This is a genomic window from Photobacterium alginatilyticum, assembly GCF_009910675.1.
In the GTDB taxonomy this organism is placed as follows: Bacteria; Pseudomonadota; Gammaproteobacteria; order Enterobacterales; family Vibrionaceae; genus Photobacterium; species Photobacterium alginatilyticum.
The window spans coordinates 38,996-56,054 of record NZ_RSEJ01000011.1 but is presented as its reverse complement, the minus strand read 5'-3'; the positions used below and the strand labels follow the sequence as shown (position 1 = coordinate 56,054).

Sequence of the window (17,059 nt, the reverse complement as noted above, 5' to 3'; positions counted from 1 at the left end):
TACCATAGTGCTTACATATGGATACACAATGTGATCTCTGTTACAAAAAAATGTTGATGGTTAGACCAGATAGACGCAAAAAAGTGATAGATTTCACAAATAAATTTCAAGAGTTAACAATAGGTTTCATAATGATTGTATTTAATATCGATTCAGCCGCTTACATCTGTGACATACTTAAAAATAAATCAGACCAATCTAATATATCTCTCTTCTTTAACGATGGACTTCAGTTACAGCAAGTTACAGGATTTAGTAACATCGAAGAATACTTTGATGTTAACGGCATGACTCAGTCCGTTATTACCGGGTATAAAATTCTCCTTACCGGAGGAAATGAGTTAACAATAAAATCCGATGGTACCAAGAACAAAGTTATGCCATTCACTAGTAAAACAACTGAAAAACTAGATTATGGAATCAGCACCAAAGTATCAGAATATTTATTCTAGTTACTTTAAAAAACATGTAACCAAAAAATATCAAATAAAGATTTGAACACCACGAATTAATCGATGTTAAACATGGCATTAACTTTGATTTCAAAACTAAAAGAAATGCTCACATCAATATATAATAAAATACAGTTTAACGAAATCAAATGATATGGTGACGTTTATATTCTTTATGAAATAACCAATGAACACATCTGAACAGTAAAGACACGTTCAATTTAATTATTAGCACGGAACTAATATGTCTTTTTTCGATAGGCAATCTCGGTTAAGAAAACTTATCAATATAAGTAAGTTCTTAGAGTTAAACATTGATGATGATAACACAAAATGTTGTATTATAGCTGTTTTCATGTGTGATGATATACATGAGAACAATCTTGAATTTGCATTAATGGCAACATACCAATCTCAGCCATCTGTTTTTACTACGGCACTTAATAACACGAGGGAATACCAACATATTTTAAACCTCCTAAACTTTGAAATTTCCAAACCACATTGTTAAAAATCGTGTGAGAAAAGTAATGCCTACTGATCTTTATAAAAATGAATCCATCAATACCTTTGGAAAACTTCCTTTTGTCGGTGATTTGGCACCAATTTTTACATTAGTTGATGAAAACATTTCAAACTTATCTCTTAATGATTTAAAAGGAAAAAGTGTAATTATAAACATATTCCTATCTGTTCATATATCAGAGTGTGCACAGTCCATTAGAGATTTAAATTTTCTTGCTTCTAAAAACAATGATATTATTTTTCTCTGTATATCCGCAGACCTACCTTTGGCTATGCGTGAATTTTGCACAAAAGAAGGACTAGATTACATTCAAATGGCCAGTTTCTTCAACGATAAATATTTTACGGACCAATACGGTGTTACCATTAATTCAGGAATATTTAGAGGGCTAGCAGCACCAGCAGTTTTAGGCATTGATAACCTCGGGATAATCAGTTATAGCAAAAGGGTTCAAGATTTTAATAGGCTCACTATTTTCCATGATGCAATACACTCATTAAATGTATAAGCCCCTGTAATTATCGTAAATCAGAAAAATGTGAATATTCTCATAGAGAATCAGGCTTCTATCATTAATATCAAGTCCAAATTTAGGTTTTTATTGTCATTAATGGTTAATAACCATTAAAGATTAGAATCACATTCGCAACCAAAACATAAGCAAGAAATGGCAAATTCGGAAAGACCATTATTCAACTCAAGGCATAACAAACATATCGATAGAGAACATTAATCACCTCCCCAATGCAAAATTTACAATGATGAAACGTGTATTTTGAGATCTAAGTTGGGTACCTCAAATATATTTAGCGAGTATCATCACATCGTCTTATGAGTGAATTGAATACACTCGGTCATTTTGCGACGATTTGCAAAAAAAGGATTAACAATGATTTCTGTCGCCCTGGTCGATGACCACATCATGGTGCGTTCCGGTTTTGCCCAGCTTCTTAACGTTGAATCTGATATAGAAGTTAAGGGAGAATACAGCTCGGCCAAGGATGCCTTCTCCGCACTGTCACGAGCTGAGGTCGATGTCGCGGTGATTGATATCTCCATGCCGGACGAGAGCGGACTGAGCCTGTTAGAGCGGCTAAAAAAAGACAATCCCGACTTTCGCGCCATTATTCTCAGCATCTATGATTCGGCCTCATTTGTCAGCAAGGCGATAGAAGCCGGAGCCTGCGGCTACCTCTCTAAACGTTGTGGGCCGGGAGAGCTGGTTACCGCCATACGCACTGTTGCCGGCGGCGATCGCTACTTGTGCGCCGATGCCTTGTTCAACCTCAGCAATGCACCGGCCGAGCCCAAAGCACTGGACGAGCTCACCAAACGCGAGCGTGAGGTATTCAACCACCTCATCAAGGGAATGGATGTCAAAGAGGTCGGAGTGGCACTTTCCATCAGCCACAAAACCATCCATGTCCACCGGGCCAACATTCTCAGCAAACTGAACTTATCCAACAACGTTGACCTGATCCGGTTCGCTCTCCAGCACAAACTACTGGACGAGTAATGAAAGAAAAAAGCCAGACTCTTGGCAAATATTTCTCCTTTGCCTTCAGCTTTGTGATATTTACGATCAGCTGGTTCTGCCTCTGGAGTATCAGCAGCTATTTATCACCCGACCTTTTCCTGGCCGGGCTCTTTCTTCCTGTCGGGCTCAAGCTGGCAGTACTGGTACTGACGCCCCGCCGTTTCTGGTCCCTCTATCTTGTCAGCGAGCTGGCTATCAGCGGCTGGCTGCTGTCGATGCTCGATAGTGATCCCCATGACTGGCTCTTGCTGCTCAGTCCATTCGTCAGCTATTTCCTCGCCTTTCCCTTTATTTCGTTCTGGCAACAGCTGACCACCTACTGGCAACGGCTGCTGGCATTGGTTGCGCTGGTACTGGTGCACGGGTTGGCAATTGGCCTGATGATACTGCTGCTCAGCAAACCTCTGGCCTTCCCTGCCGGTTACGCCTTCTCAGGCACCATTAGCGCGATTACCGGCGGGATCCTGCTGGCTCCGTTTTTCTACCTGCTCTATGACTATCTCAACAAAGTCTGGGAACCGTTGAGTCCGACTCTGATCCATCAGGAAATCACCATCAGGCCCTCTGCCCTGTTGTGGACGATTGTGTTTTTCTCTATCGGCCTATTCGCCGAACTCACCTTCATCGATCAGATGGAACCACTGGTTCTGCTGGTCATGCTCTTGCCCAATATATTTATGGCCTACCGCTATGGCTGGCAGGGCGGGGTACTGGCTTCGGTAATGAACAGTATCTTGCTAACCACAGCGCGGCAGATCTCCGGCTCTTTCTCCAGCGATCAGGAGCTGAAAGTCTTTATCACGACCCAGGCACTGGTCGGGCTCGGACTCGGTATCGCTATCAGCCGCCAATACCTGCTAGCCCAGCGACTACAGCAGGTCAACCTGGAACTGGCGCGGGAACTGGATAACAAGCAACATCTTGCCAGGCAGCTGGTTCAGGTCGAAGAAGACATCCGCAAATCCGTTGCCAGGGAGCTCCACGACGAAATCGGCCAGAACATCACGGCCATCCAGATCCAGGCCATGCTTGCCAACCGAACCTCACAAGACGAAAACACCAAGAACATTGCCGACGCCATCCATTCCTTGTCAATGCGCATCCATGGCTCGACCCGGCAACTGCTAACTCAGCTTCGCCCGCAGATCCTCGATGAGCTCGGGCTGGAAAACGCCCTGCGTCAACTGGCCCACGAAATGAAATTTGCCGAGCGCAATATCGACTTTCAGTTCAATATCGGTATCGCCAACCATAAGCTGGACGATATTACCGCCGTCACCCTCTACCGCATTGTGCAAGAACTCCTCAACAATGTAAGCAAGCACTCGCAAGCCACTGAGGTGCATCTCAGTTTGATGCCGGGGACCATGTTTAGTCTGGAGCTTCGTGACAACGGCTGCGGGCTGCCAGACAACTGGCGCACCAAGGGGCAAGGGCTAAAGGGAATCGAGGAACGGGTCAGCGCATTGGGGGGGAGCCTCTCTATCCAGTCCGGTCCCGGTACGCGATTTATTGTTAACTTGCCCACAAAAATGCCAACAATCGAGACAAACTAGGAAATTTTCCTAGGCATTTAAAAACCTGTCTCATCCATTTCCGTAATCGTTTACGTACTATCGATTCAGCAATAGGGAGATAGCGCCGCCATGATGGGTTTTCTTACATCAGAACAGCCAGCGCAGACTATATCGGACAAGCAGCAAATTAACGCCACCTACAAACACTGGCGCTTGCATTTGATGTTTTCGATGTATATCGGCTACGGCGTTTTTTATTTCACCCGAAAAAGTCTGAACTTCGCCATGCCGGCAATGCTGGCAGATTTAGGCCTGACGCATTCAGATATCGGCTTTCTCGGCACCCTATTCTATATCACCTACGGGATCTCGAAGTTTGTATCCGGCATGGTGAGTGATCAGTCCAACCCAAGCTACTTCATGGGATTGGGCTTGATAGCAACAGGCATCATCAATATTTGTTTCGGATTGAGCTCATCCCTGATCACGTTCGCCGTATTGTGGACATGCAATGCCTTCTTTCAGGGCTGGGGCTGGCCGCCATGTGCCAAGCTGCTTACCACTTGGTATTCACGCTCCGAACGTGGTTTCTGGTGGTCAATCTGGAATACCTGCCACAATCTGGGTGGCGCGATGGTACCGCTGCTTATCGGCTTTGCCAGTGTGGCCTGGGGGTGGCGCTACGGCTTCATTATTCCCGGTACTATCGGGATTGTCGTTGGCCTGATGCTGTGTTTTAACATGCGTGACAAACCAACCACCATGGGCTTGCCGACAGTAGGACAATGGCGCAACGACGAGTTGGAGCTTCAGCAGGAGCGTGAAGGGCAAGGGCTGTCATTTCGACAGATCCTGACCACCTATGTGATTGGCAACAAGTATATCTGGTTGCTGTGTAGCTCCTACCTGCTGGTGTATGTGGTAAGGATAGCCGTCAACGACTGGGGCAACCTGTATCTGACCGAACGGCACGGCTTTGACCTGCTGACGGCCAATACCGCGGTATCGATGTTTGAAGTCGGCGGCTTTCTGGGTTCGCTGTTCGGCGGCTGGGGCTCTGACCGTTTCTTCCACGGCAACCGGGCTCCGATGAACCTGATTTTTGCGCTGGGGATTTTTATTTCCGTCGCCGCACTGTGGCTGACCCCGATGGACAGCTTTGCCGTGTTATCAGGCTGCTTCTTTGCCATCGGCTTTTTTGTCTTTGGCCCGCAGATGATGATCGGCATGGCGGCCGCCGAATGCTCGCACAAAGATGTGGCGGGTACGGCAACCGGATTTGTCGGCCTGTTTGGCTACCTGGGAGCGGCATTGGCCAGTTACCCGGTATCACTGATTATTGAACAATTTAGCTGGGAAGGCTTCTTCAGCGTGATTACCCTGGCCGCGGCTTCTATCGGCCTGCTGATCTTGCCTTTTGTCAAAGCACAACAGCGCTCTGCAGCAACAACAAACTAGCATTCGGGCTCTCCCCTTTTGTTATTGCAGATCTGCTGACGAATACAAATTTACCGCAGGGTTGCGGTAAACAGCTCAATGCATCCTACCCACGATCTCTGGCATTGAGACTATAACAAAAGCAGAGGAAACAATAATGAAAGCAAATACTAAACGCAGCTTGCTTGCTGCCTGCATCCTTGGTTCGGCAATGGCTGCTCCCCAAGCCATGGCAGATGGCCGCCTAGTGGTTTATTGCAGCGCTACCAACGCAATGTGCGAAGCGGAAACCAAAGCTTTTTCTGAAAAATACGACGTAAAAACTTCATTCGTGCGTAACGGCTCGGGCAGTACCCTGGCTAAGATTGAAGCCGAGAAGAAAAACCCGCGTGCCGATGTCTGGTACGGCGGTACACTTGACCCGCAGTCTCAGGCGGGTGAAATGGACCTGCTTCAGGCCTATAAATCACCTCAGCTAGAAAACATCATGGCGGACTTCCGCGATCCTGCCAAGCGTAAAGGCAACTACTCCTCTGCTGTCTACATGGGTATTTTGGGTTTCGGTGTCAACACAGAGCGTCTTGCCGAGAAAGGCCTGGAAATTCCGCGCTGCTGGAACGATCTGACCAAGCCTGAATACAAAGAAGAAATTCAGATTGCCGATCCGCAAAGCTCAGGCACCGCCTACACCGCACTGGCGACCTTCATCCAGCTATGGGACGAAGACAAAGCGTTCGACTACTTCAAGAAGCTTGATAAGAACATTTCCCAGTACACCAAATCCGGTGTAACACCATCACGCAACTCCGCACGCGGCGAGATCGCGATTGGTATCGGCTTCCTGCACGATTACTCATTGGAGCAGTCCAAAGGCGCGCCCCTTGAGCTAATCTCGCCATGTGAAGGTACAGGCTACGAAATTGGTGGTGTCAGCATCATCAAGGGTGCACGTAACATGGACAACGCCAAGCTATTCGTTGACTGGGTACTGTCTAAAGAAGGCCAGCAGCTAGCATGGCAGAAAGGTAAGTCATTCCAGATCTTGACCAACACCCAGGCAGAGCAGTCGCCAAACGCACTGGATCCGAAGAAGCTTTCTCTGATCAACTACGACATGGAAACCTATGGTTCTTCAAATGAGCGTAAGCGTCTGATCAACAAGTGGGTGAACGTCGTTAAGATGGGCGAATAAGCACTCCGCCCCCACCTTAGTCATGAGCAGCAAATTCCTGCTGCTCATTTTCTACCAAGCAAAAAAAACAAGATGGTTTCTTGGGGCTTCGTGCACCCTGCAATCAGCAAAAAACGACTTCTATTACGGCAAGCACTGCAACTTTGATATGCGATAAACCGCAACAGAAACAGCGACAACAAAAAATCAAACAACTAAATTGGTACTGAACAATGAATGACTTAGCAGCTGACATCCCGTCAAGACAGCTCCAAAGTTCAGAACAGCGTGATCCGGTCTTTTTCTGGATAATCGCGCTAGTCGGGGCTTTCGTGTTACTGCCATCCTTCGCCCTGGATTACGGGATTTTTGAATCTACCTCGCAGGAGTTCAAAGATGCTATGGGCTGGAGCAGCATGAACATTTCATGGCTGTGGTTCGCCCTGCCGTTAGCGCTATTGATCCGCCCGTTCAAGGCGCAGAACAAGTATGCCAAAAAACGCCATCACTTCGACATCGGCTACACCAGCTTCTGTATGCTGTTTACCCTGATCACATCCTGGTACACAGAGCAGGGGCTCGGCTATGCCACAATTATCCTGTTTATTTCGCTTGGCTGCGTGCTCACGCTGGCACTCGCGCGATTGGAATACCTGGGCGGTGATGTCTTCGTCATCGGTGCACTTGTCAGCATTGTATCGCTGATCTCCGTCTTTATTATCTATCCGAGCGTTGCCATTTTTGTTCCTATGTTCAAAGACGACATGGGCAACTTCGTGATGTGGCAGTTCATCGATATTCTGTCCCGCTCGCAGATCATCCAGATCATCCTCAACTCAATCACACTTGGTACCTCCGTCGGGATCACCGCCACTTTCTTCGGCCTGATCTTTGCGATTTATACTACCCGGATCGCCAAACGTTCGGCTTTCATTGCCCGTATTTTCTCTATCCTGCCAATCGTTACCCCGCCGTTTGTTGTCGGCCTGGGTGTTACCCTTATGCTGGGCCGCTCGGGTTATATCACCGAGCTGATGGTCGACTGGTTTGGTCTGCAGCAGACCAACTGGCTGTACGGTTTTACCGGTATCTGGATGGCACAGGTACTGGCTTTCGCACCGATGTCATTTATGATCCTCGACGGGGCGATGAAATCACTGCACCCATCACTGGAAGAAGCATCCTATACCCTGCGTGCCAACCGCTACCAGACCTTCTTCAAAATCGTCATGCCGCTGCTAAAACCGGCACTGGCCAACTCTTTCCTGATTATCTTCGTCCAGTCACTGGCCGACTTCAGTAACCCGCTGGTGCTCGGCGGCAGCTTTGATGTGCTGGCCACCCAGATCTACTTCTACATCGCCGGTGCTCAGCTTGACTACGCTTCAGCCAGTACCCTGGGCGCAGTACTGCTATTGTTCTCACTGGCTATCTTCGTGATCCAGTATGTCTGGATCGGCAAGCGCTCCTACGTCACCATTTCCGGTAAATCCTATCGCGGCGATGTTCAGCCACTGCCGACATCACTGAAACACGGTGTCACCGGTACTCTATATTTCTGGATGGCATTCAATGTGTTGCTGTACGGCAGCATTGTTTACGGTAGCTTCACGGTTAACTGGGGTGTGGACTATAGCCTGACACTAGACAACTACATCAACCTGTTCGGTATGGGCATGAGTGAAGGTGCATGGCCATCGCTTATCACAACCATGACCTACGCCGGTATTGCAGCCCCTATCACAGCATTGTTCGGTCTGCTAATTGCCTACATCGTGGTACGCCAGCAGTTCCACGGCAAAAAGGTCATCGAGTTTGCCACTATGCTATGTTTCGCCGTACCGGGTACCGTTGCCGGTGTCTCCTACATCCTGGCATTCAACGATGCACCGGTTTACCTGACAGGTACCGCAGCTATCGTGGTGATCTCTATGGTAATGCGTAACGTTCCTGTGGGTATTCGTGCCGGGGTTGCCGGGTTGGGACAGCTGGACAAGTCGCTCGACGAAGCCTCGCTCAGCCTGCGTGCCAACTCGTTCAAGACTATCACCCATATCCTGATCCCGCTACTGCGCCCGGCCATCCTGTCGACGCTGATTTACAGCTTCGTCCGTGCCATGACAACAGTCAGTGCGATTATCTTCCTGGTCACGCCGGAAACCCGCGTTGCGACCTCGTACATCCTTAACCGAGTCGAAGACGGCGAATACGGTATTGCCATCGCCTATGGTTCGATTCTGATTTTCGTGATGCTCGGCATCATCCTAACTTTTGATTTCCTTGTCGGCGAAGCCCGTGTTTCGCGCTCAAGAGCCAACAACCAAGAATAACAACTGGAGACACTTCCCATGGCAAATGACAACTTTGTAGTACTTAAAAATGTCTGCAAGCGCTTTGGCGACAACACGGTAATTGGCAACCTTGATCTTGAAATCAAAAAAGGCAGCCTGGTTACCCTGCTCGGCCCTTCCGGTTGCGGCAAGACCACGGTACTTCGCCTGGTGGCTGGTTTAGAAAAACCGACCAGCGGCCAGATTTATATCGACGGCGAGGATGTCACCAACACCTCAATCCAACAGCGTGATATCTGTATGGTGTTCCAGTCCTATGCACTGTTCCCGCACATGTCGCTGCATGACAATGTCGGCTACGGCCTGAAAATGCTCAAGCTACCCGCTGCCGAGATCAAGCAGCGAGTTGATGAGGCCCTGAAGCTGGTCGATCTGGAAGGGTTTGGCGATCGTTTTGTTGACCAGATCTCCGGCGGCCAGCAACAGCGTGTTGCCCTGGCTCGTGCCCTTGTTCTCAAACCCAAGGTGCTACTATTTGATGAACCGTTAAGTAATCTCGATGCCAACCTGCGTCGTAACATGCGGGAAACGATCCGCGAACTGCAGCAAAGATTCAACATCACCTCGCTTTACGTTACCCACGACCAAACCGAGGCCTTTGCGGTCTCCGATACGGTTATCGTTATGAAAGACGGCGACATCATGCAGCAGGGCTCCCCTGATGAACTGTACAAGTCTCCGGCTTCTATGTTTATGGCGAACTTCATGGGTGATGCCAACATCTTCTCGGGAAGCTATGACGGCCAGCATATTGATATCAACGGCTACAAAGTCCCGGCAGATCCAGATGTTGTCGACGGCAAGGCACCGGGTAGCTACAAGATTGGTGTTCGCCCGGAAGCTATTTTACTGGCTCATGAAGGCGAACCATGCCAGCAGTGCATTGTTGAAAGCGTGGTGTACATGGGATCCATGTATGAAGTCTCGGTACGCTGGCATGATCAGGAACTACTGCTGCAGCTCAACTCCTCTCAGTTCGATGCCAACCTGTCGGATCATGCCTATCTGACAATTAACCCGAGCAACCTGTTCCTGCTGGCAAACAATAGCTAGCCTTATTATCAGCCTTCGCTGATCAACATAAGAAACATCAAAGCGCCTCCGGTTCTCCCGAGGCGCTTTTTTCTGCCCAGATCGCTCTCTGTTCTCATTTTCTTTTTTCGGCTCTGGTAAAATACAACCCGAAGCATATGAAAAATAACAAATCAAGGACAGTCGCCGTGAGCAAGTCAACCTCTGCCGGGTCCCCGGTTCACTCGCAACAAACAACTAACCCTCAACACCCCGTTCTTACCCAAATCAATGTCTTTCCCGTTAAATCCATCGGAGGGTTAAGCCAGTCTCAGGCCTGGGTAGAAAAGCAGGGACTCTGCTTTGATCGGCGTTTCATGGTGGCCAAAATAGACGGCAGTATGCTCACTGCCCGCAAGTACCCCGAACTGGTAAAGGTAACCGCTACACTGCAGCCACACGGACTGACACTGAGCTTTCCTAACATGTTGCCATTGGTGCTGAAATACGCCGATTTCACAATGAACGAGGCCAATGCACAAGTATGGAATGATAGTTTCAGTGCCTATACTACCCTGTCAAAAGCCGATGCCTGGTTCAGCCAGATCACAGGTGAGCAGGTCCGTTTACTTTATACCGGCGATCAGTCAAACCGGGTACGTCCCAAGATCCAGCAAAATGTCAGCTTTGCCGATGGCTATCCACTACTGGTGATCAGCGAAGCCTCACTCGACGCCCTGAATACCCGCAGTTCACAGCACCATACCATGGACCAGTTCCGTACCAATCTGGTTGTTGGCGGTACCGAGGCCTTCGCCGAAGACAGCTGGAAACGCATTCGAATTGGCGAAGTCGAGTTTGAATCGGTGAAGCCATGTGCCCGTTGTATTCTCACCACCGTCGATCCCAAAACCGGCCACTTCAATGAACTAAAGGAACCGCTGGCAACACTATCGTCCTTCCGCTCAGATTCGACAGGTGATGTCTACTTCGGCCAGAACCTGGTAGCTCTGAACGAAGGAGTGATCAAGGCCGGAGACACTATCGAGATACTGGAGTCCAAAGCCAAGGAGCGATATCCCGACAACAGCAGCCTAAACCTGACACTGACCTGCGTCGAACGTGAAGATATTGCCCGTGATTTTTGCACATTCTGGCTCGAACCCACCAAGCAGCAAACACTACCGGCCTATCAGCCCGGTCAGCACCTGCCGCTACAGGTCGAGATCAACGGCGAATATGTCGCTCGTCGATACACACTCTCGTCCAGCCCGTCCCGACCGGGCCGTTACGGTATCTCGGTCAAGCGTATCGATAATGGCCGGGTATCGAACTGGCTCCATGACAATTTGCAGATAGGCGATACGCTGGTTGCCGAGAAGCCAGACGGAACCTTCCACCTCGGCCTGCATACCGACAAGCTGCTCCTGCTCTCGGCAGGCAGCGGAATTGCTCCCATGATCTCCATGCTGCGCTATCTTGCTGATCATGACAAAGTGCATGATGTCATTTTCCATCACCAGTGTCGGTGCCAGGCTGATATTCCTTACCGTGATGAACTCGCCGATCTCGCCGCCAAATATCCGCAGTTGAAAGTGATCTTTGTTCTCAGCCAACCTGATGCCGACTGGGATGGCCTGAGCGGCAGATTGACAGAGAATCACCTGAAATATATCCCGGCGATTACTGAGCGCCAGGTATTTGTCTGCGGCCCGGATGCCTTCATGTCCGAAGCAAAAGCGCTGCTGCTTAGAGCCGGTGTTGCCGAAACCAACTACCATCAGGAAGCATTTGGCCCCGCTCGAGGAAACACAGAGCAGGCAGCACAAGACGTGACCATCAGTGTCGATGGAAACCTGTTCCGGGGCAATAACCAGGGTACACTACTGGAGCAGGCAGAAGATGCCGGGCTTTCGATAGCCAACAGTTGCCGTACCGGCTTCTGTGGGGCGTGCAAGGTGACGCTGGAATCTGGCGAGGTCGAACAACCGGACGTACCGGCGCTGCTGCCGGGAGAAAAGGAAGACGGCAAGGTACTGGCATGCTGCTGCATCCCGAAGACGGATGTTGAGTTCAGGTCCTAGGTTCGAAGAGAATTCTAAAGCTCCTTTTCAATAACAATGAAGAGGAGCAAAATGCCGAATGTCAGCTTTCAATCGCCTTACGGATAAAGCCGTTATTGTTGACCAGCAGTGATTCAGCTTCTTCAGCAGACAGCTGAGCCAAGATCATCACAATGGCGGTCTTACAATGACCGTTACAAGCCACCAGCGCGGTTTCAGCTTCTTCACGGCTGCACTCGGTGGCTTCCATTACAATCTTCTTTTGTCGCTCGACAAGTTTGGCATTGGTAGCTTCAACATCAACCATCAGGTTGCCATACACTTTACCAATTCGGATCATTGCCCCGGTGGTCAGCATATTGAGTACCAGCTTCTGCGCCGTACCCGCTTTCATCCTAGATGATCCTGTTACCACTTCGGGGCCGACCACTGGCGTAATACTGATATCAGCCAGCTCTGTCATCACACTTTGCGGGTTACAACTGATACAGGCAACGGTGGCACCGACAGATTTGGCATAGCTCATCGCTCCCAGCACATACGGAGTCCGCCCGCTGGCTGCAATCCCAACCAACACGTCGTGCTGATTAAAATTTAACGCTTTCAGATCGTCTGCGCCGAGTTCGCGGTTGTCTTCGGCATTTTCGACCGCTTTGAAAATAGCCTGATGTCCACCGGCAATCAGGCCAATCACTTGCTCAGGCTTGGTACCGTAGGTTGGCGGGCACTCACTGGCATCCAGAATGCCCAATCGGCCGGAAGTACCTGCACCTGAGTAGATCAATCGCCCGCCCTTCTGAAAGGCTTCAGCAATCATATCCACAACCAGGGCAATGTCCGGCAACGCCTGTTCGACCGCCAGGGCGACTTTTTTATCTTCGTCATTGATCACTTTCAACATGTCGAACGTCGACAAGGTATCAATGTGCTGGCTGGCGGTGTTACGGCTCTCCGTCACCATCTTGGATAGGTCAATCTTCATCGGGATCTCTACAGTTACAATCACTATTGTCTGTAATTCTACGAGATAAACGGCAGGGGCAACATAGCTACATCTAGAATATGCCTAGTTAGTAGGGCTAACTAATATAATAAATAAGTACCAACCTAATGAGGTTAATATTAATAATTATCCATTACTTATCGAAAGATAAATACTTAGACCTGTATTCAGCCGCCTTGGCAAAAATAAAAATAAATAACAAAACCAATAAGAGGCCAGGCGCATATTCAATCTTTTCATTTTCTATCAACTGGTAACAGCAAAACATAAAGAAACCATTAACAATTAATAAGTTGATTGCATGGAGCAACGGGTGCTTGACCGAAAAGCTTGCATACATTTTGAACATATTCTATCGCCTCATCTACAGAAAGTGAGTAAAACATCATGCATATTCTTAGACGCTGAATACTGCTGGTTAGGTGACAAAATTATCACTTAAGTCTAATCCATTTTGTTCATTTGTGTGCTCAGAGCGCAAAAAAATGCCTGATCTTGACCTGGCATTGCTTGCCTAGTGACAAACTGACGTCTTCATCACCACGATAAATGATGCTAATAGAAAGAAAATTAAGGGGTTGGGTTAGTTTGGTTTGGCTTGAATTAAAAGAAGAGGGGATAAAGCAGGGGAAGTTATCGCACATGAAAGCCAGCATCACAGGATGCTGGCTCCGAGAAAACCATTAATCCTCGTTTATGGCTCCGATTCGGTGAATCGACAAGTCAGCTCCGTTGTACTCTTCTTCATCCGTCAGGCGCAGGCCAACCGTCTTCTTAATTATACCGTAGACAATAGCGGCACCCACCACGGCAACGATAATACCAGCAAGCGTACCAATGAACTGGCTTGCCAAGCTAACTCCGCCAAGCCCGCCAAACGCCTCGCTGCCAAAGATACCAGCTGCGATACCGCCCCATGCACCACACACGCCGTGCAACGGCCATACACCCAAAACATCATCAAGCATGAGCTTGTTCTGGATATAGGTAAATAACCAGACAAACAAGGCACCCGCCACCGCACCGGTAACCAGAGCACCAACGGGATGCATCAGATCAGATCCGGCACAGACTGCCACCAAACCGGCTAACGGTCCGTTGTGAATAAAACCGGGGTCGTTCTTGCCGACAAACAGCGAAGTAATGATCCCGCCGACCATCGCCATCAGGCTGTTTACCGCCACCAAGCCGCTGATGCCATCCATTGTTTGCGCCGACATCACGTTAAAGCCGAACCAACCCACTGTCAGGATCCATGCACCTAATGCCAATAGCGGGATATTGGACGGGGCAAACGCGATCAAACGACCGCCGCGGTAGCGACCATTTCGGATGCCCAGCATGGCAACCACGACTAAGGCAATCCACCCACCAACACCGTGAACAACTACCGAGCCGGCAAAGTCATGGAATGCCGCGCCAAATGTTTCAGCTAACCAATCCTGAAAACCATAATTGCCGTTCCAGATCACCCCTTCAAAAAACGGATAGACCAAACCCACAGTAAAAAATGACCCTACCAACATAGGATAAAAACGAGCACGTTCTGCAATACCGCCCGATATGATCGCGGGGATCGCCGCAGCGAACGTCATCAAGAAGAAGAACTTCACCAACTCATAGCCACTGTTGGCACTTAACTGTTCGGCGCTGGACAAAAAGGTAATGTCATAAGCAACCCAGTAGCCAATAAAGAAATAAGCTATCGCAGAAAAGCCGAAATCGGCGATGATTTTTACGAGCGCATTAACTTGGTTTTTTTGTCTGACTGTACCTACTTCTAAAAAGGCAAAACCGGCATGCATGGCAAGGACCATGATCGCCCCTAGCAATATAAATAACGTGTTCGAGCTTTGGATCAATATTTCTACAGCACTGTTGAGGTTTTCCACAAACGACTCCACATCCTTGTTGATTAATCTTGTTTGCTTTGTGGATACTGCAGATTTTGTGCCGTTTTGACCCATTTCAGGGTTCCAGTTTGGGCCACCTAACCCAAAATGAATATAAGCTATTGTTTTACATTAAATAAGTAGAAAAATAAGATGCACGTAATTTGTGCATTACACATCAATGATAGTCGTAACGTTGCATTTATCGCCCTGAATGTGACTGAAGCTTGCGCTCTTGATTGGTGCAAACCAACAGGCAATGCACCTTTGTGGTGCTTTGGCTCGGGCGACAACTCGGCCAAATCACGTCTCAGGCTATGTGCTTACCATTTCGCTTTCGCCGCTTTTTCTAAAAATCCAAGTTCAACCATGGTGGCCATATAACTATTTGGCTTTTGGGCTATCTGTTCTTCGATTAATCTAATCATCCCTGCCTTAAAACCCTCATCTGAATATTCAGCCAGGACTTCTTCGACAGTGCGCTTATTCAAGTCATATGACCAAAGCCCGGCTATATCGGCGCCGGCACCATAGTGCAGCAATGCGATTTCAGGATCGCACTTGTGGGCAATACCAACAGAGTTATGCAACGCCACCATTTCATGGATAAGATCCGCTTTATCCACTTCGATTCCCTGATGGATACAGAACGCCCGTGCCTCCCGTGCCCCCTCAACCTCAAAGGTCTCCGTTCCCATACATTTCTCTGTCAAACCAAGGTCATGCATCACGGACCCGAGGAAAAACACTTCCTTGTCGATCTTACTTTTTACCTTGTGCGCCATCGCAATACCAAACGCATAACTTCTTAGTGAGTGGTTCAATAAAAACTCGGGACTGCACGCTTTCACCATTTCAAGCGCCTCCCGGCATGCCTTGCTGTCTGGTACTTGGTAATGTTCGGGCGCAATATAAGGGGGACGCCGGTTAAGGATAAAATTTCGTGAACGATTAACCGTGTTAGTAATGTCACCAGCTACGAAGCTGCAAATCATGCAAGTCTTACTGGGTTTGGGCTTGGTCGTCGTCAGTTTCATCTTTCTACTACTCCGAGTCACAGTCATTGTATTAATTGTTTGAAAACTATACCCACTGTGAGAGGATGACCAAGTGGCAGATAAGACTAACTGCGCAACGAATGCGCCAATACCCCATAAGATAGCCGTAGTCATGTACGACGGTGTCATTCCTACCGATGCATTTGTACCTTGCGATACGTTTTCCCGGGTTCAGCTAAGCAGCGGCGAATCACCGTACCAGGTCACTCTTTGTAGTAACGCCACTCATATCAACAGTCCGTTCTGCTCGATAAACATCCCTGACTCACTCGACCTGCTCAACAAAGTCGATACTATTATCCTGCCCGGTACCAATGATACAGCCGCACCAATCCCCGCATCGCTGATCCAGGCTCTCCAGCAAGCCGCCGAAGCAGGTACCAGAATTGCCTCGATCTGTACCGGCGCATTTGTGTTGGCAGCAACTGGATTACTAAACGGCAAAAAAGCCACGACACACTGGAACCAGGCAATGCAGCTTCAGCAGGCCTACCCAAAGATCAATGTCGATCCGAATGTGCTATTTGTCGATAACGGCCAGATCCTTACCTCAGCGGGAGCACTAGCTGGGATTGACTTATGTCTACACATGATAAGAAACGACTTTGGTGCCCAGGTAGCTGCCGACGCCGCCCGAATATCTGTAATGCCTCTCGAGCGAGCCGGCGGTCAGAAACAGTTCATCAAACATCCTCAGTCCACTGATAACGGCAGCTCACTGCAACCACTGTTGTCCTGGGTAGAGAATAACCTCAGTGACGAACTCAACATTTCACAGTTGGCAAAACAGGCAGCAATGAGCCCTCGGACACTAAACCGACGCTTTGTCGAGCAATTAGGGATCCCGCCGTCGGCCTGGATTCTAAACTGCCGGGCACGCTATGCCCAACAGCTACTAGAAACAACAAGCTATACCATGGAGCAAGTTGCCACCAAAACAGGCTTTGGTTCAACGGCCAACCTGCGCAAACAATTCAGGCGCGTAGTCGGCACCAGCCCCAGCGCTTACCGGAAGTCTTTTGGAAGCAGAGCTGGCTAAGT

General features: G+C 48.8%; 13 protein-coding genes. 10 read left to right on the top strand and 3 right to left on the bottom strand.

Annotation, left to right across the window (positions count from 1 at the left end; translation table 11 throughout):
* The first annotated feature begins 17 nt into the window (after positions 1–17).
* The 9 genes from EIZ48_RS11960 to EIZ48_RS11920 all read left to right on the top strand — a co-directional run bounded on the left by EIZ48_RS11960 (position 18) and on the right by EIZ48_RS11920 (position 12,086).
* The gene (locus EIZ48_RS11960) at positions 18–452 is read left to right on the top strand and encodes a hypothetical protein (RefSeq protein ID WP_160651486.1); all 435 of its coding nucleotides are present in this window, start codon (positions 18–20) and stop codon (positions 450–452) included.
* A 530-nt stretch (positions 453–982) separates the two neighbouring features.
* Positions 983–1,486: a thiol peroxidase gene (tpx, locus tag EIZ48_RS11955; protein WP_160651483.1), complete on the top strand. Its 504-nt coding sequence runs from the start codon at positions 983–985 to the stop codon at positions 1,484–1,486.
* Positions 1,487–1,867: 381 nt separating this feature from the next.
* Positions 1,868–2,494 carry a response regulator gene (locus EIZ48_RS11950; protein WP_075766818.1) on the top strand — a complete coding sequence of 209 codons (627 nt, stop codon included), beginning with the start codon at positions 1,868–1,870 and terminating at the stop codon, positions 2,492–2,494.
* Positions 2,494–4,071, top strand: a complete 1,578-nt coding sequence (uhpB, locus tag EIZ48_RS11945; protein ID WP_160651480.1) for a signal transduction histidine-protein kinase/phosphatase UhpB — start codon at positions 2,494–2,496, stop codon at positions 4,069–4,071. The genes EIZ48_RS11950 and uhpB overlap by 1 nt, the downstream gene beginning before the upstream one ends.
* A 90-nt stretch (positions 4,072–4,161) precedes the next feature.
* Positions 4,162–5,490: an MFS transporter gene (locus EIZ48_RS11940; RefSeq protein ID WP_160651478.1), complete on the top strand. Its 1,329-nt coding sequence runs from the start codon at positions 4,162–4,164 to the stop codon at positions 5,488–5,490.
* 136 nt (positions 5,491–5,626) lie between these two features.
* The gene (locus tag EIZ48_RS11935; protein ID WP_160651475.1) at positions 5,627–6,661 is read left to right on the top strand and encodes an ABC transporter substrate-binding protein; all 1,035 of its coding nucleotides are present in this window, start codon (positions 5,627–5,629) and stop codon (positions 6,659–6,661) included.
* Between the two features lie 212 nt (positions 6,662–6,873).
* Positions 6,874–8,970 carry an ABC transporter permease gene (locus EIZ48_RS11930; protein WP_160651472.1) on the top strand — a complete coding sequence of 699 codons (2,097 nt, stop codon included), beginning with the start codon at positions 6,874–6,876 and terminating at the stop codon, positions 8,968–8,970.
* Between the two features lie 18 nt (positions 8,971–8,988).
* Positions 8,989–10,044, top strand: a complete 1,056-nt coding sequence (fbpC, locus tag EIZ48_RS11925; RefSeq protein ID WP_160651470.1) for a ferric ABC transporter ATP-binding protein — start codon at positions 8,989–8,991, stop codon at positions 10,042–10,044.
* Between the two features lie 167 nt (positions 10,045–10,211).
* The gene (locus EIZ48_RS11920; RefSeq protein ID WP_439126577.1) at positions 10,212–12,086 is read left to right on the top strand and encodes an MOSC N-terminal beta barrel domain-containing protein; all 1,875 of its coding nucleotides are present in this window, start codon (positions 10,212–10,214) and stop codon (positions 12,084–12,086) included.
* A gap of 61 nt (positions 12,087–12,147) precedes the next feature.
* Here EIZ48_RS11920 and murQ read toward each other — a convergent pair whose 3' ends face one another.
* The 3 genes from murQ to EIZ48_RS29180 form a co-directional block, all read right to left on the bottom strand.
* Entirely contained in the window at positions 12,148–13,047 is a 900-nt protein-coding gene (gene murQ / locus EIZ48_RS11915; RefSeq protein WP_160651464.1) for an N-acetylmuramic acid 6-phosphate etherase, read from the bottom strand.
* 704 nt (positions 13,048–13,751) lie between these two features.
* Positions 13,752–14,960 (bottom strand): ammonium transporter, encoded by a 1,209-nt coding sequence (locus tag EIZ48_RS11910; RefSeq protein WP_160651461.1) that lies wholly within the window; start codon positions 14,958–14,960, stop codon positions 13,752–13,754.
* A 323-nt stretch (positions 14,961–15,283) separates the two neighbouring features.
* The gene (locus EIZ48_RS29180; protein ID WP_205298589.1) at positions 15,284–15,997 is read right to left on the bottom strand and encodes an HD domain-containing protein; all 714 of its coding nucleotides are present in this window, start codon (positions 15,995–15,997) and stop codon (positions 15,284–15,286) included.
* Positions 15,998–16,070: 73 nt separating this feature from the next.
* Here EIZ48_RS29180 and EIZ48_RS29935 point away from each other — a divergent pair, with 73 nt between their 5' ends.
* Positions 16,071–17,057: a GlxA family transcriptional regulator gene (locus tag EIZ48_RS29935; RefSeq protein WP_338046914.1), complete on the top strand. Its 987-nt coding sequence runs from the start codon at positions 16,071–16,073 to the stop codon at positions 17,055–17,057.
* Positions 17,058–17,059: the final 2 nt, after the last annotated feature.

Bases quoted from the DNA above. Each gene is read 5' to 3' on its own strand.
- EIZ48_RS11960 (WP_160651486.1), top strand. From the start codon at position 18: ATGGATACACAATGTGATCTCTGTTACAAAAAAATGTTGATGGTTAGA.
- tpx (WP_160651483.1), top strand. From the start codon at position 983: ATGCCTACTGATCTTTATAAAAATGAATCCATCAATACCTTTGGAAAA.
- EIZ48_RS11950 (WP_075766818.1), top strand. From the start codon at position 1,868: ATGATTTCTGTCGCCCTGGTCGATGACCACATCATGGTGCGTTCCGGT.
- uhpB (WP_160651480.1), top strand. From the start codon at position 2,494: ATGAAAGAAAAAAGCCAGACTCTTGGCAAATATTTCTCCTTTGCCTTC.
- EIZ48_RS11940 (WP_160651478.1), top strand. From the start codon at position 4,162: ATGATGGGTTTTCTTACATCAGAACAGCCAGCGCAGACTATATCGGAC.
- EIZ48_RS11935 (WP_160651475.1), top strand. From the start codon at position 5,627: ATGAAAGCAAATACTAAACGCAGCTTGCTTGCTGCCTGCATCCTTGGT.
- EIZ48_RS11930 (WP_160651472.1), top strand. From the start codon at position 6,874: ATGAATGACTTAGCAGCTGACATCCCGTCAAGACAGCTCCAAAGTTCA.
- fbpC (WP_160651470.1), top strand. From the start codon at position 8,989: ATGGCAAATGACAACTTTGTAGTACTTAAAAATGTCTGCAAGCGCTTT.
- murQ (WP_160651464.1), bottom strand. From the start codon at position 13,047: ATGAAGATTGACCTATCCAAGATGGTGACGGAGAGCCGTAACACCGCC.
- EIZ48_RS29180 (WP_205298589.1), bottom strand. From the start codon at position 15,997: ATGAAACTGACGACGACCAAGCCCAAACCCAGTAAGACTTGCATGATT.